This window comes from Nocardia sp. NPDC019395 (assembly GCF_040632335.1).
GTDB lineage: Bacteria > Actinomycetota > Actinomycetes > Mycobacteriales > Mycobacteriaceae > Nocardia.
Genome location: NZ_JBEYBT010000002.1, coordinates 169,040 through 188,924, shown reverse-complemented (window position 1 = coordinate 188,924; position 19,885 = coordinate 169,040). Strand labels below are relative to the sequence as shown.

The following is a 19,885-nucleotide window of genomic DNA, read 5'->3' as shown; positions in this document are numbered from 1 at the left end:
CGGCCTCAGCCTAAGAATTTGTATGACAACTGTCAAGTGACTTAAGTCAAATCTGCCTGATAAGCTGCCGAAGCGTCCCCGCACCTATCTCCGACCGCAGCACAGCGAAAGGGTTTCCGCGATGGCCACCAGCGCACCCGCCGGCTCGGCGGGCACCGGCGACGACATCTCCCGGATCCGTTCCCGGCGCCAGCTGCACGCGGAGATCCGGGAGGCGATCCTCAACGAGTTCATCCTGTCCCGGCGGCTCGAGGCCGGCGCCCGGCTGCCCTCGGAAAGTGAACTGTCCCGGCTGTTCGGGGCCTCCCGGGTGACGATCCGCGCGGCGCTGCAAAGTCTCAAGGATCAGGGGTATATCCGGATCGTGCGCGGTTCGGGGTCCATCGTGCTGCCACTCCCCGAATCGATCAGTTCGGGTATCGATCGCCTCTCGTCCTTCGATACCTTCGCGAAACAGTCGGGTAAGGAAATCCGCACCGGCGACCTGGAATTCACCCGGATCGACCGTGCCGACGATCCGCTCGCCGAGGTTTTCGAACCGGGCTCGGTCACGGTGGTGAGCCGCACCAAAACCGTCGGCAACCGCAAGGTCGCATTGATCGTCGACTATGTGCCGGAATCGGTACTTCCGATGGATGCGATCCAGCGGCGATTCGACGGCTCCGTGCTGGATCTACTGCTGAACGAAGGGCTGGCAGAGTACTCCGACTGCACCCTGACACCGGTTGTAGCGGAAGGCGAGCTGCGCAACCGGCTGGGTTGCGAAAGCGGCAGCCCACTACTGCAGCTCAGTGAGCTCACCCGCGATTCCGTGGGTGCCGTGGTCAATCGCAGTGAGGCCTGGTTGTCGCCGGAGACATTCCGTTTCCAGCTGCGGCGCCGCCGCGAGAGCTGAGCTCTACGCCCCGCCGCCCGGATCGGGACAGCGGGACGTATTCGCCGCTACAGCGTCGCAGTCGCGGCGGCGGTTTCTTCCCGCTTCTCGGCCTCCGGCCCATAGGCGTCCGGGACCAGCTTTCCGCGTCGCGCGTCGATCATATGGATCGCCAGGAACGAGGCGAGGCCGCAGACACTGCCGAAGATAATGGCCGCGATCGCGAACGGTTCGTCGGCGAGTTCCCAGACGAACCCGCACACCGTGCCGACGATAATGGAGACAACTCCGGCCATCCGGCTCGTCTTCTTCAGTACCAGCGCGAACAGGAACGCGGAGAACGGTCCGGCCGACCGCATGGTGAACGCGAACACCAGCAGCGGGATGATCGCCTGACTCCACAGCGAGATCAAGGTGGCCAGCACCCCCACCACCAGCACGCCGATCCGGCTGTATCTGAGCTCGTTGTCCTCGGTGACCTTGCCGCCGAGTTTGGGCAGCAGATCCTTGATGAACACCGTCGAAGAGCCGAGCATATTGCCGCTGGCACTGGACAGAGTCGCCGAGACCACCGCGCTCAGCAGCAAACCCGCGATCAGCGAGGGCAGCAGCCCCACCGAAACCGTCGCCAGCGCGTTGTTCGGATCGATATCGGGGTACACCGCCAGCGCGATCAATCCCAGTACCGCGGGGATGAACGCGTACAGCGACATCAGCGAACCGCACAGCAGCGAGCCGAGAACGGCGGCACGGGGAGTGCGGGCGGAGTAGTACCGCTGCACCGCCTCCTGGCCGGTGGAGAAGGTCATGAAGTAGAGCACGACCAGGCCGATGATGGTGGGCCAGCCGATCTTGGTGAACCCGAGCTGCCCCTCCGGGAGGTTGTCGACAACGGTTTCCCAGCCACCCGCATTGTGCAGTGCGAACGGAACGGCGATGGCGAAACCGCCGACGATCAGGAAGAACTGCACGAAATCGGTGAGCGTGACACTCCACATCCCGCCGATCCAGGTGTAGAAGATCACGGCCACCCCGGTGAGCGCGATCGACCAGGTCAGGCTGACACCGCCCAGGGTGGAGACAATGGTCGCGGTCGCGGTGATCTGCACCGCGGTCAGCGCCACCAGTGCGACACTGCCGAGCACGGCCGACATCGTCTGCGCGGCCGCGCCGTAACGCCGGCCGATGACCTCGGGCACGGTGACGGCCATGGTGCGCCGCATCGCCGGGGCCACGAACGACACCAGCAGGATGCCGATACCGGCGGCCACCACGTACCACCCGGCCGAAAGCCCCCAATCGCCGTAAGCTTTGCTCGCCACACCGACCGAACTACCGCCGCCGATCTCGGTGGCGGCCAGGGTTCCGGCCATCATGAACACACCGAGCCGGCGGCCGGCGAGGTGATAGTCGGTGCTGTCTTTGATACGGGTCCGTGCGTACAGGCCGATCCCGATCATGATGGCCAGATAGACCACCATGATGGTGATAACGGTCGCGTTCATCTGTCGATCCTTCGGTGTTCAAAGCTGCTCTGGCGCAGACATTTCGGATTCCGCGGTGAGTAGTGCCCGCAGCAGCACGGCATAGCCGTGGGCGCCCAGGTACAGGTCGTCGAGGTCGATACGTTCGTCGGTGGTGTGGGCCCGGCCCGGGTCACCGGGCCCGAAGCCGAGGGTGGGGATTCCGTGCCGGCCCGCGCTGGCCGACCCGTTGGTGCAGAACTGGTAGTAGCCGGGCCGGGCGTCGAGGCCGGCCGCGTCGAATTCCCGGATCACCGCTGCCGCAGGCCATTCCGTTGCCGCGATACACCATGCCGGGGCGAAAGATTCGGTGGTCACCTCGATTCCGGTCCAGGTGGTGAAACTGCTCCGGGCGAGTTCGACAGCGATCCGGGCCCCGGCTTTCCGCGTGACCCGCTCCCCCAGCTCACGCAGCGGTTCGAGCACATCCGCCGCCGATTCGCCGAGCACCGTGCGCCGGTCGTAGGTGGCGGTGCACCTGTCGGGCAGTACCGAAACATTCGGATAGGGTTCGGATTTGAGGTTGGTCAGCGCGATCATGGCCGGTCCGAGGTCCGGGTGGCGGGGGAACTCGAGATCGCGCACGGCGGTCATCACATCGGCCATCACCTCGGCCGCGTTCACCCCCGCCTCGGGATACGCCGAATGGCTCGACCGCCCGGATACCTCGATATTCACCTCGACCCGGCCACGCTGACCGAGCATCAGCCGATTCGCGGAGGGTTCCCCGATCACCACCACGTCCGGCCGCACCCGCTCGATCACCCGGCTCAGCGCGGGTCCTTCGACCAGCTCCTCGCAGACCGTTCCCGCGATCACAATCGTGCCGCGCAGGCCGGACGGCAACGCCGCCGCACCGTATACCGACGCCGCCAGCGCGCTTTTCATATCGACCGTGCCGCGCCCGTAGACCACTCCGCCGGCCACCTCGCCCCAGGGATCGCGCGACCACTGATCCGGATCGGTCACCTCGACTGTGTCCAGGTGAGAGTCCACCAGCACCACCGGTCCGTCGCCGAACCGCAGGGTACCGATCACATTGCCCCAGTCGTCGAGGGTGACGTCGAAGCCGAGCGCGGCGAGTTCGGCGGACAGCACCCGCACCGCGGGTTGCTCCGCGGTGGCCGGACTCCGCGCCCCGACGAGGCGTAACAGAAAGTCCCGCAATCCGTCCCGGTCGATATCCGCGTTCATCGCTGCGGTGCCCATCTCAGATATCTCCCCGCGCGGTGCCGCCGGTGACGGACCCGGGCCGCGAACCGGTGTGTTCGCCCGACCGCCAGACCGGTTCGCCGCCCACGGTGACGAGATCGACACCCGGCGGCGTGCGATGCGGATCGGCATAGGTCGCGGTGTCCACGTACCGCCGCGGATCGATCAGCACAAGATCCGCCCGCCGGCCCTCGGAGATCGCGCCACGGTCGTCGAGCCCGAGGAGCCGGGCCGGGCCGGCCGACAACCGGGTGACCGCCTCCGGGATCGTTATCAGCCTGTCCCGCAAGGCAAACCGGCCCAGAACTTTCGGCGCGGTGCCGTAGAGGCGGGGGTGCGGGTGCGGATTGAAAACTCCGTCGGACCCGACCAGCGCGCCCGAGCGAACGAAGATCTCCCGCACCACTTCTTCGGCGGAGTAGTGATCGATCATGGCCGCGTCCAATTCGGTATCGGCGAGCAGATCCAGCACCGCGAAGGCCGGATCCGAGGCCGTATCCGCCGCGATCCGCGCGACCGTTCTGCTCACTGCCGCCTCCCGGGGAGCGGCAGCCTGCGTGACGACGATGTTCTCCGGACCGCACGCACCGAACAGGTTCTCCCACCCCGGCAGCCCGCGGTGCATATCGCGGCACATCCGTTCCCGTTCACCGGTGTCACGGACCCGTTCGAGCGTCGCGGCCGGACCCCCGTCGAAGGCGTACGGCGGCAGTAACGCGCTCAGCAGTGTGCTGCCGGCGCCGTAGGGGTACTGGTCGAAGGTGAGGCGGATCCGGTCCTGGGCCGAACTCAGCAGGTCGATGAGATCCGACAGCAGTTCGGGTACGCCCACGAGCTTCACGTGCGAGACGTGCAGGGCGGCACCGGTACGTTCACAGACCCTGACGAATTCGGCGATCGAGTCGAGCACACCCGCCGCCTCGTTACGGACATGTGGCACCAGCGGAACATCGAATTTTGCTGCGGCTTCGGCGATTTCGATGAGCTCGGCGGTATCGGCATATAGGCCGGGTGCGTAGATCATGCCGAACGACACCGCCCGGCATCCGGCCGCCAGTGATTCCTCGACCAGATCCTTCATCGCCGCCATCTCGCGGGCGTCCGGTTTCCGGTCGGCATTGCCCATCACCGATTCCCGGACCGCACTGTGCGGAACACAGGCCACCATATTGGCGGCGGGCCGGGTCTGTGCCAGCGCATCCAGGTATTCGCCCATATTCCGCCAGGTCCAGGGGGCGGTCGTGCTGGGCTCCAGACCTTGTAGGTAGCGGCGACGGCTCGTCAGGGTCATATCGGTGACCGGCGCGGGCCCCAGGCCGTCGGGGCAGATCAGTTCCGTGGTGAAGCCCTGCGCGATCTTCGGGGTCAGCAGTGGATCGTCGAACGGGCGCAGGGCGGAATGGGCGTGCAGGTCGACGAACCCCGGCAGCAGCAGCCGGCCGGTCCCGTCGATGCGCTCACCGGCAGCCTCCACGGGCAGTCGCGGTCCCACCGCCACGATCCGGCCCCCTTCGACAGCGACGTCGGCGGCTCGGACACCCGTCTCGTCGGCAACCTCGGCATCGGTGATGAGCAGGCCCGCTTCCACAGTTCCTCCAATTTGTATGACAACTGACATGAGTTCTAACACAAGGGTCCACCCTGGGGAAGGGTTCCGGACGAGGAAGAAACATGATGGTTACGTCCACCCGGCCGCCCGCCGTGGACTCCGGAGACACCGGCGGACTCCGGTTACCGAGCTCGGAAACGCTCTCCCACCACGGCATCGTGAACCGGTGACCCGTTCCACGGGAGGCGCCGCGGAACCCGGCTCGGCAGTAATTTCCGCCCCGGATCCTCGACGCATAATCGGCTTCACTCCGGAGAAGGCGGTACGAACCGGCATCCCGGGGCGGCAGGTTCCTCGCAACGAAACGTCGCGAACAGCGGCGTGCGCAACGGCCGCGATCGGACGGCGAAGGCGATGGTCAGCGTGACCGGCTGCGGCGAGCTTCGATCCGGGCCAGGCGCTCGGCGCTGAAGTCGGCCGTCCACAGCGGTTGCAACATATGCCAGTCGGCCGGGTGCGCGGCGATACCCGTGGCGAACCGATCGGCCAGCCGCTGAGTTGTCGGGGTGACGCCGCCGGTGGTGTCTATCGGCGCGCCGATATCGAACCCCCATCCGTCGGGGGTGAACCAGCAATGCACCGGCAGCAGTGGCGCGCCGGTCTCTATGGCCAGTTTGGCGGGTCCGGGCGGCATGGTGGCCGATTCGCCGAAGAAGTCGACCGGGACGCCCGCACCGGACAGATCACGTTCGCCCAGCAGCCCCACGATCCGGCCCTGCCGGAGCCGGGCGATCAACTGGTCGTACGGTGGTGTCTCCACACCGGTGAGCGGGATGATCTCGAACCCCAGACTCTCCCGGAAACGAACGAAACGCTGGAACAGCGACTCCGGGGCCAGCCGCTCGGCCACAACGGTCGGTGTGCCCAGCCGCCGCACCACCCATACCCCGGCCAGATCCCAGTTCCCGCTGTGCGGCAGCGCCAGCACCACACCCGCGCCACGCGCGACCGCGTCCCGGATGTGCTCGATCCCGGTGGCCGAGGATTCGATCGTCTCGGCCAGTCGGACGGGATCCATCGACGGCAGCCGGAACGCTTCACACCAGTACCGGGCGTAGGAGCGCAGGCTTTCGCGTACGAGGTCGTCGGGCACCGCGTCCGGAGTGGTTCCGAGAACACGGGAGAGGTTGCGGCGCAACTGATCCGGACCGCCACCGCGGGCCGCGCGATCGGCCGCGATCTCGAACGAGCGCAGGGCCCAGCGCCGCGGCAGCAGACGTATCAGCCGCCAGGCTGCGGCATACCCGAGGTCCGAGACACGGGCGGCTGTCCTCATCCGGACACCGCCGGCGGCCCTTCAGCGCGGAGGATTGCGTTCGGCAATGTCATAGTCGATACCCTGACCCGATTCTTCGATGGACCGGTGGAGTTGAATCGAAAAGTCACGTGACATGAAACCCCTCACGTCCCGAACTGCGAATATGTGGATTCTACCGATCGTGCCCGCGCCGGGCGGACCGTTCCGGTCAGAGTGGCAGGTCCCAGGGCGAGTACTCCTGGGACCCGCGGGAGGGAACCGTCGACCTCAGCCGGTTTCGCCGCCTCCCAGCGCCGCGACCGCTGTCCGGGTGGCGGCGGCGAGCAGACCGCTGTCGGGTTCGGCGTCCTGCTCGGATTTGGTGCTGAGGACCGCGATGACAAGAGGAGCTCGTCCCGGGGGCCAGGCGATGGCGACATCCAGTGCGGAGCCGTAGGCGGGGGTGCCGGTCTTGTGACCGACGGTCCAGTCGGCGGGCAGGCCGGCGCGGATGCGATCGGCGCCGGAACCGGTGGCGACGAGCCAGGACTTCAGCTGCTCGCGTTCGGGCTCCGGGAGAGTGTCGCCGACAACGAGAGCGCGGTAATCGGCGGCCAGCGCACCCGGTGTGGTGGTATCGCGCTCATCGCCGGGTATGGCGGTGTTCAGTTCGGTTTCCCAGCGGTCGAGTCGCGAGGTGCTGTCCCCGATCGAGCGCAGGAACGCGGTGAGGCCCGCGGGGCCGCCCAGGAGCTTCAGGAGCTGATTGCCGGCGGTGTTGTCGGATACGGTGATCGCCGCATGGCAGAGGTCGGCGACCGTCATACCGGTATCGACGTGCCGCTCCGTCACCGGCGAGTACTCGACGATTTCGTGTCGCGGGTAGTGGATCACCTGGTCGAAGAAGCCGGACGACAGTGGATGTTCGTGCAGCAGGGCACCACAGGCGAGGCCCTTGAACGTGGAGGCCATCGGGAACCGCTCGTCCACACGATGGCCGGCGCTGTGTCCGGTACCGGTATCGACGGCGAAAACACCGAGCCGCGCACCGTGGGTCTTCTCCAGATCCGCGAAGGCCTGGGTGGTGGCCGCCGGTGCGGTGACACTCGTGGATTCGGCTGCGGTGGCGCCGGTATTCGAATCGCAGGCCGCGGTGAACGACAGTGCGGACACCGCCAGCGCGGCGGCCAGGAGCCGTCGCCGGCGCCGTGGGATGAGCGGGGTGGATCCGGGGAAAGTCACCCCCGCAGAACATCACCGCGGGCCCGGTACGACAAATTCGCTACACCGCCGAATACCAGTCGCAAATAATATCGACGCAGGTCAGCACGGATGTCCACAGGTATCAGACGACGCGGTGCACCACTGCCTGTTCGAAAAGGCCTCCACTGCACCATTCCTCGTCGCCGAGCAGCATGAAATCGTCGTACAACCCGACCGCGGGCCCATCGGTTTCGACCTGCCCCGCGGGAACCCAGAACCCGCCCACCCGGGAACGCATCGAGACGGTGCGGGTGGTCGCGTCGGCCAGCTCCAGGCGGGCGCAGCGCAGTTGCGCGGCGGCGTCGCGGGCGAAGGTGATACCGGTGATCGCTTTACACCCCTGCGGCTCGATCACGAACCCCTCGGCCGATACGGCACCATCGGGACCCCGGAATTTCGTCGCGGACACGAACCTCGACGAATCCACCGTGAACAGCGCCGCGAACTCGACCCATTGCGCCGCCTCGGAACGGAAACCCCAGGTCCGGTCGCGCACACCGTGCCCCACGGTGGCGATCGTCTCGCCGTCGAGCCGCACAACGCCCTCGACACCACACGCCTGCTGAGAATGCCCGCCCGGCCGGCCGGGCACCGGTGCCGAAACGAGCGGGTTCGGCCTGGACTCGGCGGCGAAGAACAGCGGTGCGGTGCGCAGCTCCGCCTGCACGGCCGGATGGTCCACCACCACCCGGCCCTCGAGCCCGAAGTCGATAGCGCTACCGGCGAACGTGCCTTCCGCCAGCGCTTCGACCACCTCGACGACCCGCCCCGCGACGGAGATGCTGACCCGGGCCCGCCGCGCACCGGGCGCGTTCGGCGAGGTGCACACGTGCACGGACCCGAACACATCGGCGAGTGGGTCCCAGAACGAGAGGTACGCGGTGTCCTGCCAGACCGGATCGTCTGCTTCGACGGCGGCGGTGTGAATCGGCTCGGCCAGCGCGCCCCAATCGAGCTGGGCCGATTTCACAGACGGCATCGAGGTCCTTTCGGGTCGGCGGCCGCCGCGCCCGGTGCGGTGACGGCATCACCGAGCAAGTCTCCGACGCCCGCTACACACCGCACAACACTTGCGGGCCGCTCCTGCCCGGTACCGATACTTCGCGGCATCAAAACATAAGTTTTCGCCGGAGTTCCGCAGGCCGGAACACGAGCAGCACAGAAGTGATCTCGAAAAACCGCCGCGGACCGGGGGCTCAGCGGGACGCGATCAGCTCCAGCGTCGCGTCCAGAACGGCACGATCGGCGGAGCCGGGAACCAGGATGAACTCGTCGAGTCCCGCGGCCTCTGCCGCATCCAGCGTCCGGTGCAACGCGTCCGCGTCGCAGGTCTTCATCGTCGCCGCGGCCTCGTCCGCGTTGCGGGAGCCGAGGAAACCCAGATATTCCGCGGTGAAACCGCGCAGAACCGCCGGAGCCTCCGGAACCCCAAGAGTGTAGAAGCAACCGCTGACCAGTCTGGGTGCGCCGCTACCGGCCTCGGTCCAGGCGCGGCGTGCGGCATCGGCGGACCACGCGATCTCCTCCGGCACCCCGCCCACGCTGAACGCCACCACCCCGTCGGCCCAGCGGGCGGCGCGGGCCAGCGATTTCGGCCCGAGCGCTCCGGCGAGCACCGGCGGCCCCCCTGGCTGAACGCACGGCGGGCCGACCGGATCGGCACCGTCGAACGGCGGTTCACCCGCCCACAGCGACCGCAGGTCCGCGACAGCCCGATCCAGCCGGTCGTGGCGCCGGCCGGAATCGGCGGCGAGGCTGCGGTAATCGGCACCCCGCCCGCCGACGCCGACACCAAGGGTGAAGCGGCCTTCGGAAAGCACGTCGATCGTCGCGGCCTGTTTGGCCACCAGCGCCACCGGATGGGCGGGTAGTACAGACACGTTCGCGATGATCCGCACCCGCTCCGTCACCGCGGCGGCGGCCGCGAGCGTCGTCCACATCTCCGGATTGTGGTAGGTCATCCGTTCACCGCACGAGATACTGGAAACCGGTGCCTGATCCGCCAGACGGGACCATTCGACGGTGGCCGCCCGGTCGTAACCTCGGCACATTGTGGGCAGCGCTATCCCGATATCCATCGCCCCAGCATCGGGGAAGACTCCGGCCTTTGGCAAGAACATGTTCCAGTGTCGCGGCCCGGAGCCCGACCGCCGGCCGGTCAGTTCTGGCGCGGTAGGAGTTCGGTGCCGAACCGATCCAGGAAACCCTTCGATGCCCCGCCACCGGCGGGAACCACCACGAACTTACTGAGCCCGGCCGCGAGATAGCCGTCGATCAGCCGATGCAGATCGGGCCAGCTGCCCGCCACCAGATCCGCCGGGTCGGTCTCGGGCCGCTGCCGGCGGATCCCCGTCGCGAGCGGGGCGGGGATTCCGTCCTCGGCGAGCAGCAGCGTGATACCGAAATGATCGTCTTCGATCTCGCGACCCGCCGCGGCCGCCTCCGCATTGATCGCGGCCACACCCGCGGCGGCCTCCTCCGGTGTCAGGAAACTGCCCAGCCAGCCGTCACCGTAACGGCCGATGCGCCGGAACGCGCCCGGCGCCCGGCCCCCGAGCCAGATATCGAGCGGACGTGCGGGCCGTTTCCCCACCCCGGCTCCACGGACAGCGAAATGGTCGCCCTCGAAATCCACGTCGTCGGCGCGCAGGACAGCGCGCAGCAACCGCAGGGATTCGTCGAAAACGGTGCCGCGCCGGCCCGCGACCGGGAACAGATCGAGTTCTTCGGCACTGGCCGGCCGCAATCCGAATACCGGCAGCACCCGCTTCGGTGCGAGCAGCGCCAGCGACGCCAACTGTTTGGCGACCAGTACGGGATGCCGGCCCGGAAGGATCGCCACCGACGTTCCCACTTTGAGCCGTTCGGTGCGCGACAGCGCGGCCGCCATCCCCACGATCGGATCCACGGCCGGTGAATAGACGAGTTCGGAGAACCACAGCGAATCGATGCCCGCGTCCTCCAGCCGATCCACCAGCGCGGGCAGAGCCTCCGGTTCGGTTTCCGAACCCGTCCCGATACCGAATCGGATCTTCACCTGGCTCTCCTCACGGCGCTGTTGTCGACACGATTCCTGGCGTAACGCACGACCCGCGGCCGGCATTCCGGCCGAGCCCCGGACCGCGGCGACGCCGGGCCGCTCGGGTCCATCCTGCCGTGGCCTAGGGTCGTGGTTCCAGGCGCCGGGCGGTACCGCCCGCCGATCGAGAGGGTGGTCCAGTGGACAGGGACTCCTACCAGAAGTTGTTCGACCTGAGCGGGCGGACTGCGATCGTCACCGGCGGGACCCGCGGTATCGGGCTCGCGATCGCCGAGGGATTCGCCTGCGCGGGCGCGAACATCGTGGTGGCGAGCCGTAAACCGGAGGCATGCGAACAGGCCGCGGCCCGGTTGCGGGAACTGGGCGCGCAAGCGATCGGTGTCCCGGCCCATCTCGGCGAGGTGAGCGCCCTGCGCGAGCTGGTGGAGACCGCGGCTTCGACGTTCGGCGGTATCGATATCGTCGTCAACAACGCCGCCAATGCTCTCGCGCAGCCGTTGGACAGTATGCAGCCGGAGGCGGTCGAGAAATCGTTCGGTGTCAACGTGCAGGGCCCTTTGTTCTTGGTCCAGGCGGCACTGCCGTATCTGCGGGCCAGCGGGCACGCCGCCGTGCTCAACTTCGGCTCGGTCGCCGCAATGCAGTTCGCGCCCGCACTGTCGATGTACGCGGCGGGGAAGGCGGCGCTGCTGTCGTTCACCCGCTCCATGGCCGCGGAATTCGCCGCCGACGGTATCCGGGTGAATGCCATGGCCCCCGGCGCCGTGAACACCGATATGGTGCGCAAGAACCCGCCCGAGTTCATCTCGGCGATGGCCGGGGCGGCACTGCTGGGCCGGATCGCCGAACCCGACGAGATGGTCGGGGCGGCGCTGCTGCTGTGCTCGGACGCCGGCAGTTTCATCACCGGGCAGACATTCTTGGTGGACGGCGGTACTGTCGCCCGCTGAGCCCGCCTCCGGAAAGGTCGATCCGTGTCCGAATTATCCATCGAGTACCTGCCCTCCGGCGTCGTCGTCATGACGATCGACCGCCCGCATCGGCGTAACGCGCTCGATAATCAAACGGTCGCGGAACTGCATGCGGTGCTCGATGAGCTGAACGGAAAACCGGAGATCCGGGCCCTGGTCGTCACCGGTGCGGGCGCCGGGTTCTGCGCCGGCGCCGACCTGCGGGCCCAGCCGGAGGATTTCACGGCCACCGACGCCACCCCGACCGCGGCGCTGCTGGGATCGGTCCGCTCACCGGTGGCCCAGATATTCGCCGCCCAGGAATTGATGGCCTCGGCGTTCGAGAAGATCCACCGGCTCCGCCAGCCCGTGATCGCCGCGGTGAACGGCGCGGCGGTCGGAGGCGGTTTCGCATTGGCACTGGCCTGCGATATCCGCTTCGCGAGCCCCGAGGCGAGTTTCGGCGCCGTTTTCATCCGGCACGGGATCTCGGCCTGCGATATGGGCACCAGTTATCACCTGCCGCGACTCGTCGGCGCCTCCCGTTCGGCAGAACTCCTGCTCACCGGCCGCGTCTTCGACGCCCAGGAGGCCGAGCGGATCGGGCTCGTCCTCGAGGTGACCGGCAGCGATGATCTCCTGGACCGCGCCGTCGCCAAGGCCGAGGAGATCGCCCGGCACTCACCACTCGCGGTGTGGATGACCAAGGAGACCATGTGGCAGACCGTGGACTCCCCCAGCCTGCGGCATGCCCTCGATATCGAGAATCGGACGCAGGTGATGTGCAGCGCCACCGGCGAACTCGGTGCCTCCTTCGCCGCCTTCCGGGACGGCACCGACACCACCTGGGGCCCGCTGTGACTTTCAGTGGGCGCCGAGGGCGTCGAGGATCATCGGACGGGCGGTGGAAATAGCCTGCGCCCAGTACGGCCAGGTATGGGTGCCGTTGACGATATCGACACGGGCCGGGATCCCCAGCGCGGCAACTCGATCACGGAAGATCTGAGCGGCAATCGTGGCCATCGGTTCCAGGCCCATCGCGTTCACGGTGTTGCCGACCCCGTACGGCACATCGGCGGGCCCGGGCACGCCGTTGCCCGCCGAGACATAGATCGGCAGGCCGCGCAGCAGCTCCGCCTGCACCGTCGGATCGTTACGACTCCAGGCCGGGTCCCCGGCCGGACCCCACATATCGTCCACATTGAACCGGCCCTCGTCCCACATCGCGGCGCGGACCGCCTCGTTCCACAGCGGGAAGGTCGGGTTCACGAAACCGGAGAAGGATCCGGCGAACTTGAACTGGTCGCGGTGGTGGGCCGCCAGGGTCAGGGCCGCCCCGCCTCCCATGGAGGCACCTGCGACGGCGTTGTTCGTACGCGAAACACCATATCCCGCAAGGAATGCCGGTAACTCCTCGGTGAGGAACGTTTCCCATTTGTACGCGGTCGCCTGGCCGTTGGTGCTGCTCGGCCGATACCAATCGGCGTAGAAACTGGAGTGGCCGCCGACCGGGAACACCAGCGTGACGTTATCGCCGGCGAACCGGCGCAGCACATCGGTATCACTGGTCCATTGACTGTGATCGTGCGGCGCGCGCAGACCGTCGAGCAGATACAGCGCCGAACTGCCACCGCGAGCGGCCCACTGCACCTGGACTTTGATCGGGCCCATACCGGATGGCACAACGAGTTCCTCGAACCCGCCCGCCGGGGTGCGCAATACCCGGGGACCGATCGGCGCGGAACCGGCCACCGCCCCGCCGACCCAGGTCATCAGCAACACCGTCGCGATCACCACACCGACCTTGCGCAGCCGCCCCCGCGCGGTCCACCGATTCCCTGCGCCCACAATGTGCTCCGTCATCAGTCTCGTATCGTGCTACTCAGCACGCTACCGAAGCCACGGGGATTCCGCCGAATTCGTGGCCGGCGGATCAGGCCGGCAGAGAGCGCGGCCGATTTCATCCGCGGTCACGCCTGACCGTTCCGCACTCCGGCAGCCGTGCCCGGCGATGGACATTCGGCCCACTGGAGCGTCACAGCGCGTCACCGAATTCGAAATACAGCTGCCCATAGGTGGGAATGTCTCCGTCGCGGGGAAACGATTCCACGGCGTGCTAATTTCGGCCACGGTGGTTCGGTATCGACTGGTAGACGATTTCGGCGTCACCACGAATCGCGTCGCTACCGCGATCCGCCGGCTCGTCCTCAAAGGAGTTTTCTGGTGACCAATCGCGTCGGCATGCGCGCTGCCACCGATTTCGAGGGTTCCCGCTGGCATATCAGCGCGGTCCAGATACCGGTCGACGGCGGGGACGAACACGAGAAACTTCTTACCGGCCTGCGTGAGTTGCGCGCCAGGATCCTGTTCGACCGAGGCCGCCGTCCGGCTTTCGGTGCTGTCGTCGAGGATTCCGCGGACGATCAGCAGTTGGATTACGGTGCCTGGCATTTCCTGGCCCGCCGGAATCCGGACGGGCCGCCACTGGGATATATCCGGTTGTCGACTCCGGCCACCGGTCACCTGTTCCAGTCGCTGGAATACCTGGGTCCGGAGCAGTACCAGCGCGTTCTGGCGGACGAAGGTGTCGACGCGGCCCATACTTTCGAACACAGCCGGCTGGTGGTCGAGCATCGCGCCCGCAAACTCGGACTCGGCGCCTACCTGAACGCCGTCGCAATCGGCGCCGCCCATCATCTCGGCGCGCGTCTGATGATCGGCACCTCGGGGACCGCCGACGGCCAGGACAGCTTCCATGCCAGGTTCGGGTTCGTCCCGGTGCCAGGTACCCGCCGTTACACGGAGCGGTACACCGAGGACGTGATCATCCTGGTGCATCGTCCGGCGCTGGGCGCCGGGGAATACACCGACCTGGTCGCTGCGATGGATCGTGAGTTCCCTGCGCTACCCACCCTGACCACCGGCGCCGACAGTGTCGCAACCTCCGCTGCCCCGGACCTGATGCGGCAGGCGCCGGCCGGGCTGAGCAGCCCGCCCGGCGCGGAGGAAACGTCGTGGCGGCCGACCCTCTTCGAGCCGGTGCGGGCCCAGGATTTGGCGGCCCTGACCGAACTGCTGGAATCAGGCCGGGTGCGCGCGGTGTTCGACAGCATCGGCGACCAGCTCGACGAGTTGGTCCGCTGCCGGGAACCGCAGCGCCGGTTCACCCCGGAAGATGTGGCCGCCGCGGTGCGTGAACAGCTCGACGGTGTCGAACAATGGGCCTACGGCACCTGGGTCTGGTACCCGTGGTCCGGCCGGCTGGTGCACGTCCTGCCGTGCGAGGAGTTCCGGCTGGTGCGCACCGACCGTAACCGCGAGAAGATCCAGCGCCCCCAGCAGCGCCGGCTGTTCGCCCGCCGGATCGGGATTGCCGGACTGTCCGTGGGCAACTCCGCGGCGCTCACCCTGGCCGCGGGTGGGATCGGGGGCCGTTTCCGGCTCGCGGACTTCGACGAGCTGGGCCTGTCCAACCTGAACCGGTTGCGGGCCGGCCTGCACCACCTGGGGGTCAACAAAGCGGTATTGAGCGCACGACAGATGTTCGAGGTCGACCCCTACCTGGATATCGAGATCTACACCGACGGGCTGACCGACGAGAACATCGATCGCTTCTTCGACGGCCTGGACCTCATGGTCGAGGAATGCGACAGCCCGAAAATCAAGCTCGCCGCCCGCGAATACGCGCGTGAACGCCGTATTCCGGTCGTCATGGACTGCAACGATCGCGGCATGCTCGATATCGAACGATTCGATCTCGAGCCGGACCGCCCGCTGCTGCACGGCCGCCTGGGCTCGGTCGGCTCCGCTGACCTGGACACATTGACGCAGGCCGAGCGCGCGGACGTGATGCTGGCGATGGTGGACCCCGAACGGATCAGCTCCGAGCTCGCCGCGGCCTTCGGGCAGATCGGGGTCACTTTGAGTACCTGGCCACAACTGGCTGCCGACGTGGCGCTGGGAGGCGCGCTGGTCGCCGATGCCGCACGCCGCATCCTGCTCGGACTGCCGTGCGAATCCGGGCGCTTCTACGTGGATCTGGCCGAACTCATCGCCCCGGAACACAACACCGCCGTACCGGCCGCGGTGACGCCGTGACAACTACGCTCGACACCCAGCTCCCGATACACACCCACTTGGCCGTGCCGGTCGGTATCGCCGGTACCGGTCTTCACCTGCCACCGACCGTCGTCTCCAATCAGCAGCTCACCGAGACCCTGGACACAAGCGACGAGTGGATCGTCCAGCACACCGGCATCCGCGAACGGCGTTGGCTGGCACCTGAATTGGCGGTATCGGATATGGCCGTCGCAGCCGCCGGCGACGCAATGACGGCAGCCGGAGTCGAGGCCGCCGACCTGGACGCGGTGCTGATCGCCAGCTACACCGGCGACCAGATCCTGCCGTCCACGGCACTGATGGTCGCCGACCGGCTCGGCGCCCGGCACGCGCTGCCGATCGATATCACCCAGGCCGCCTGCGCGAATGGCATACAGGCAATGCTGCTCGCCGCGCATCTACTGCAGAGCTCGGCGCGAACGGTACTCGTCGTGGCGGCCGACTGCGCCGCGCGGATCACTGATCCAGCCGACCGCACCACGCGGGTCTTCTTCGGCGACGCGGCGGTCGCCGTTGTCCTCACCCGCGGAACCGAGCCCGGAACCGGTCTGTTGTCCTGGGATTTCGGCGCCGAACTGTCGCACAGCGTGCAGATCCCCGCCGGCGGCTCGCGACTGCCGGCCAGCGCACAAACCGTGGCCGAAGGTGCCCACTATGTGCGCATGGACGGCCGCGCGGTGTGGGAGATGGCCACCGAGCAATTGCCCCGCAGCATCGACAACGCTGTTCGCCGAGCGGGATCGACTGTGCACGAAGTGGATCATTTCTTCCTGCACCAGGCCAATCTCCGGATCGTCACCGCCGCCATGGACCGCATCGCCGTATCGATGGATCGTGCGCCGATCACCGTGGACCGATTGGGCAATACGGGTTCCGCCGGCGCCTTCACAGCACTGCACACGGCGATGTCACGAGGGCGCATCCGCTCCGGCGACCTCTTCGTTCTCTCGGCCATCGGGGCGGGGTTCCAGTGGGGAACCCTGTGCATGCGCCACCCCTGACCGACCGCACCACCCGGCGGACGGGCGGCGACCTACGCTCCGGTCGGTGCGCGTTCTTTATCGCCCGCCCTCTCGTAGCTCTCCCAGAAGGTCGCACCGACGATCCCCAGCGAACGCGGATCGAACACCGGGTCCACGCCGGCTCGCTGCTGCTTCTCGTAATCGCGCAGCGCCTTGTACGCGGGCTGCTGCAGGATGAGGATGCCGACGATATTGAGCCAGGCCATCAGACCGACCCCGATATCACCAAGCGCCCACGCTTCCGCCGCCGTCGACACCGCGCCGAACACCACCGACAGCAGGATCAGGGCCTGCAGCACAATCGTCGCGCTCGAACCGGCCGACCGGCGGAGGAACGGAATCATGGCTGTGCCGTACTTGTCGAGCAGGAACCGCAGATTGGTTTCCGCGATGTAGTAGTAGGCGATGATCGTGGTCAGGCAGAAGAACGCCAGCGATACGGCGACAAAGGTGGAGCCGGCACCGCTCCAGAGGGTATCGAAGCCGACCTGGACGAAGCTGGGTCCGACGTCGATATCCGACGGCAGCGCACCACCGTCGGCGAGGGTCGCCCCGTCGGCGCTCTCGCCTTCGAACACCCGGTAGGCGCCGGTGGAGAGAATCAGGAAACCCGTTGCGCTACAGACGAACAGCGTATCGAAGTAGACCGCGAAAGCCTGCACGAAACCCTGTTTCGCGGGGTGGGAAACCTCGGCGGCGGCCGCGGCATGGGGTCCGTTGCCCTGTCCCGCCTCGTTGGAGTAGATACCGCGTTTCACGCCCCACATCACCGCCGCGCCGATGATCGCGCCGAACGCCGCGTCCGTGCCGAAGGCGCTCTCGAAAATCATTGTGACAACAGAGGGTATCTCGCCGGCGTTGGCGACGACGACGATCAGGGCGACGAGTATGTAGCCCACGGCCATGAACGGCACGACCACCGACGCGAAGGCCGCGATCCGTTTGACACCGCCGATGATGACCACCGCCAGCACCAGTGCCGTACCGGCCGCCGCTACCCATTCCGATATCCCCCACGCCTGCCGCATCGCCGACACCATGGAGTTGGACTGGACACCGGGCAGCAGCACACCACAGGAGAGCACGGTGACCGCCGCGAATACGAACCCATAGACCCGGAACGCGGGGGCGGCCTTGGTATGCGCCATCGCCCTGCTCAGGTAATACGCCGGGCCACCACGGTATTCACCGGAGAGCGGATCGCGGGTCTTGTAGATCTGGCCGAGCGTGCACTCCACGAACGATGTCGACGCCCCGAGGAACGCCATCGCCCACATCCAGAACATCGCTCCCGGCCCGCCGAACGCGATCGCGGTCGCGACACCGGCGATATTCCCGGTGCCGATCCTCCCGGACAGCGATATTGCCAGTGCCTGGAACGACGAGACCCCCGACGAGGATTTCTCCCCCTTCACCATCAACCGGATCATCTCCGGCACCTGGCGCAACTGCAGGAACCGGGATCTCACCGAGAAATATATGCCCGTCGCCAAGCACAGGTAGACCAGCGCGTCGCTCCAGACGTAGCCATTGACCATATCGAGAAACTCGGCCAAAACGGACACTCCTTCGAATCTGCGTCGATCCGCATCGTCGCATAAGCGACCACCTCAGGAATGACCGTTCGATGACACCCGTGTAAGAGATCCCGGCCGGCGGCGGTGACAAGTGACCTCGCCACCGCCGCATCGCGCCTGGTCCGGCCCGCTACAGGCAGACCGAGACACTCACCGGGCCAACCGGAATATTCAGGCATACCGAGGCCGAGCCCGCGACGGGGGTGGCGGCAGCGGGGGCATCCGCCGCGGCGGCGCCGGCACCCAATGCGCCCGTGGACAGCACGAATCCGGTGATAACAAGCGGACGGATAATTTTGGAGTTCATCGATATTCCTCGGTTGTGTTCGGATACGCCCCGGATTCGGGACCGATCCGATCACACCACGACCTATGGGCATCGGCCCGAAACCCGCTCGAGTCCGTATTGTTCAGCCATTTACTTGCGGCCCACTCGTACATACTCACAACTGTTCCCGGATCCAGCAACCGCGCACCGGGCACCTGCCTCCTCGATCCGGTCGAGATGTGCGGCGATTGTGTCCACATCGGTGGCGGACCGCTCGACGGCCTCGAGCCGAGTTCCGCTGCGGGACAACGCCGTGGTCAGCGACCAGGCGGCCGGGCTCGCCGGAGTCGGCGTTTGTCAGCCCCGCGGTAGCGCCTGCGCGATCCGCGTGATGCGGACTCCCGCATCACATACCTTCTCGATCATCGCGGCCAGCGCGTCACCTTCGAATTCCTCGGCACGGCCCCCGACGCTGATCGACGCGACCACCGACCCGTTGCGCCCGAGGATCGGTGCGGCCACCGCCGCGACCCCGGGCAGATAGTCGGCGACGCTCAGCGAGTAGCCGGCTTCGGCGATCTCGTCGAGGTGTTCGACGAGCCGGTCCACATCGGTGATGGTCTGCTCGGTGATCGCCGGTAGATCGGTCGTGACCCACTTGTCCCGCAACGCTTTCGAATGCGCGAGCATGACGATCGGCCCCGCCGCCGCGTGATAGGGCATCACGGATCCGACATTGATCCCGGCGACGACGAGCGAGTTACGCCCCTCGAGCAGGTCGATACAGACCGCGCCCTGTTCCGCGGGCACCATCAAGTAGGCCGTATTGCCGAAGGCGTTGGCCAGATCCGACATGAACGGCTTTGCCGCGGAACGGATATCGAGTTTCGCCAGCGCCGCGGAACCGATCTCGAACACCGGCATCGCCACCCGGTAGGTGCCCTCGTCGGTGCGATCGACCCATCCCGCGTGGATCAGCGTGGCCATCAGGCGGAACACCGTGGTCTTGTTCATCCCGCTCGCCACGGTGAGGTCGTTCAGCGTCCAGACGGGCCGGTCGGCACTGAAGTGACCGAGCAGTGTGCACGCCTTGAGTACGGCACCCACGACGTCACGACCTGCCGATACCTCCGGCGCGGTACGCACAGCCGGCTCCGGCTCGGTGGGCACAGCCACTGTTACTCACTCTCT

The 19,885-nt window shown here is 67.1% G+C and carries 17 protein-coding genes; 5 read left to right on the top strand and 12 right to left on the bottom strand.

Annotated features, from left to right (window positions below):
- The first annotated feature begins 121 nt into the window (after positions 1-121).
- On the top strand, positions 122-895 hold the full coding sequence (locus ABZ827_RS09540; RefSeq protein ID WP_357235075.1) for a GntR family transcriptional regulator: 774 nt from the start codon (positions 122-124) through the stop codon (positions 893-895).
- Positions 896-942: 47 nt separating this feature from the next.
- On the opposite strand, the gene ABZ827_RS09535 is transcribed toward ABZ827_RS09540, so the two are convergent.
- From ABZ827_RS09535 to ABZ827_RS09500, 8 genes are all read right to left on the bottom strand, one after another.
- Entirely contained in the window at positions 943-2,379 is a 1,437-nt protein-coding gene (locus ABZ827_RS09535; RefSeq protein WP_357235072.1) for a hypothetical protein, read from the bottom strand.
- Positions 2,380-2,397: 18 nt separating this feature from the next.
- Positions 2,398-3,606, bottom strand: a complete 1,209-nt coding sequence (locus tag ABZ827_RS09530) for a YgeY family selenium metabolism-linked hydrolase (protein WP_357235069.1) — start codon at positions 3,604-3,606, stop codon at positions 2,398-2,400.
- Between the two features lies 1 nt (position 3,607).
- A complete protein-coding gene (locus ABZ827_RS09525; RefSeq protein WP_357235066.1) occupies positions 3,608-5,197 on the bottom strand; it encodes an amidohydrolase family protein in 1,590 nt (529 codons plus the stop codon).
- 379 nt (positions 5,198-5,576) lie between these two features.
- Positions 5,577-6,494 (bottom strand): phosphatidylinositol mannoside acyltransferase, encoded by a 918-nt coding sequence (locus ABZ827_RS09520; protein WP_357235063.1) that lies wholly within the window; start codon positions 6,492-6,494, stop codon positions 5,577-5,579.
- Between the two features lie 249 nt (positions 6,495-6,743).
- Positions 6,744-7,697: a class A beta-lactamase gene (gene bla, locus ABZ827_RS09515; protein ID WP_357235060.1), complete on the bottom strand. Its 954-nt coding sequence runs from the start codon at positions 7,695-7,697 to the stop codon at positions 6,744-6,746.
- Between the two features lie 103 nt (positions 7,698-7,800).
- Positions 7,801-8,697: a hypothetical protein gene (locus ABZ827_RS09510; RefSeq protein ID WP_357235057.1), complete on the bottom strand. Its 897-nt coding sequence runs from the start codon at positions 8,695-8,697 to the stop codon at positions 7,801-7,803.
- Between the two features lie 217 nt (positions 8,698-8,914).
- Positions 8,915-9,796 carry an LLM class flavin-dependent oxidoreductase gene (locus ABZ827_RS09505; protein ID WP_357235054.1) on the bottom strand — a complete coding sequence of 294 codons (882 nt, stop codon included), beginning with the start codon at positions 9,794-9,796 and terminating at the stop codon, positions 8,915-8,917.
- A gap of 80 nt (positions 9,797-9,876) precedes the next feature.
- The gene (locus tag ABZ827_RS09500) at positions 9,877-10,755 is read right to left on the bottom strand and encodes a TIGR03854 family LLM class F420-dependent oxidoreductase (protein ID WP_357235051.1); all 879 of its coding nucleotides are present in this window, start codon (positions 10,753-10,755) and stop codon (positions 9,877-9,879) included.
- A gap of 182 nt (positions 10,756-10,937) precedes the next feature.
- Between ABZ827_RS09500 and ABZ827_RS09495 the strand changes: the two genes are divergently transcribed.
- Positions 10,938-11,708 carry an SDR family oxidoreductase gene (locus ABZ827_RS09495; RefSeq protein ID WP_357235048.1) on the top strand — a complete coding sequence of 257 codons (771 nt, stop codon included), beginning with the start codon at positions 10,938-10,940 and terminating at the stop codon, positions 11,706-11,708.
- 24 nt (positions 11,709-11,732) lie between these two features.
- Positions 11,733-12,569, top strand: a complete 837-nt coding sequence (locus ABZ827_RS09490) for an enoyl-CoA hydratase/isomerase family protein (protein WP_357235046.1) — start codon at positions 11,733-11,735, stop codon at positions 12,567-12,569.
- A gap of 3 nt (positions 12,570-12,572) precedes the next feature.
- Here ABZ827_RS09490 and ABZ827_RS09485 read toward each other — a convergent pair whose 3' ends face one another.
- Positions 12,573-13,481, bottom strand: a complete 909-nt coding sequence (locus tag ABZ827_RS09485; RefSeq protein ID WP_357235897.1) for an alpha/beta hydrolase family protein — start codon at positions 13,479-13,481, stop codon at positions 12,573-12,575.
- A 450-nt stretch (positions 13,482-13,931) separates the two neighbouring features.
- On the opposite strand from ABZ827_RS09485, the gene ABZ827_RS09480 reads away from it, so the two are divergent.
- Both ABZ827_RS09480 and ABZ827_RS09475 read left to right on the top strand, forming a co-directional pair.
- Positions 13,932-15,806, top strand: a complete 1,875-nt coding sequence (locus tag ABZ827_RS09480; protein WP_357235043.1) for a ThiF family adenylyltransferase — start codon at positions 13,932-13,934, stop codon at positions 15,804-15,806.
- Complete coding sequence (locus tag ABZ827_RS09475; protein ID WP_357235042.1) at positions 15,803-16,828, top strand: ketoacyl-ACP synthase III; 1,026 nt, start codon at positions 15,803-15,805, stop codon at positions 16,826-16,828. Before ABZ827_RS09480 ends, ABZ827_RS09475 begins: the two co-directional genes overlap by 4 nt.
- 32 nt (positions 16,829-16,860) lie before the next feature.
- Here the strand turns inward: ABZ827_RS09475 and ABZ827_RS09470 are convergent, their stop codons facing one another.
- The 3 genes from ABZ827_RS09470 to ABZ827_RS09460 form a co-directional block, all read right to left on the bottom strand.
- Positions 16,861-18,405, bottom strand: coding sequence for an alanine/glycine:cation symporter family protein (locus tag ABZ827_RS09470; RefSeq protein ID WP_357235039.1), 1,545 nt, complete (start codon positions 18,403-18,405; stop codon positions 16,861-16,863).
- Between the two features lie 151 nt (positions 18,406-18,556).
- On the bottom strand, positions 18,557-18,733 hold the full coding sequence (locus tag ABZ827_RS09465) for a hypothetical protein (RefSeq protein WP_357235036.1): 177 nt from the start codon (positions 18,731-18,733) through the stop codon (positions 18,557-18,559).
- A 318-nt stretch (positions 18,734-19,051) separates the two neighbouring features.
- Positions 19,052-19,870 (bottom strand): IclR family transcriptional regulator, encoded by an 819-nt coding sequence (locus tag ABZ827_RS09460; RefSeq protein ID WP_357235034.1) that lies wholly within the window; start codon positions 19,868-19,870, stop codon positions 19,052-19,054.
- Positions 19,871-19,885 lie beyond the last annotated feature (15 nt).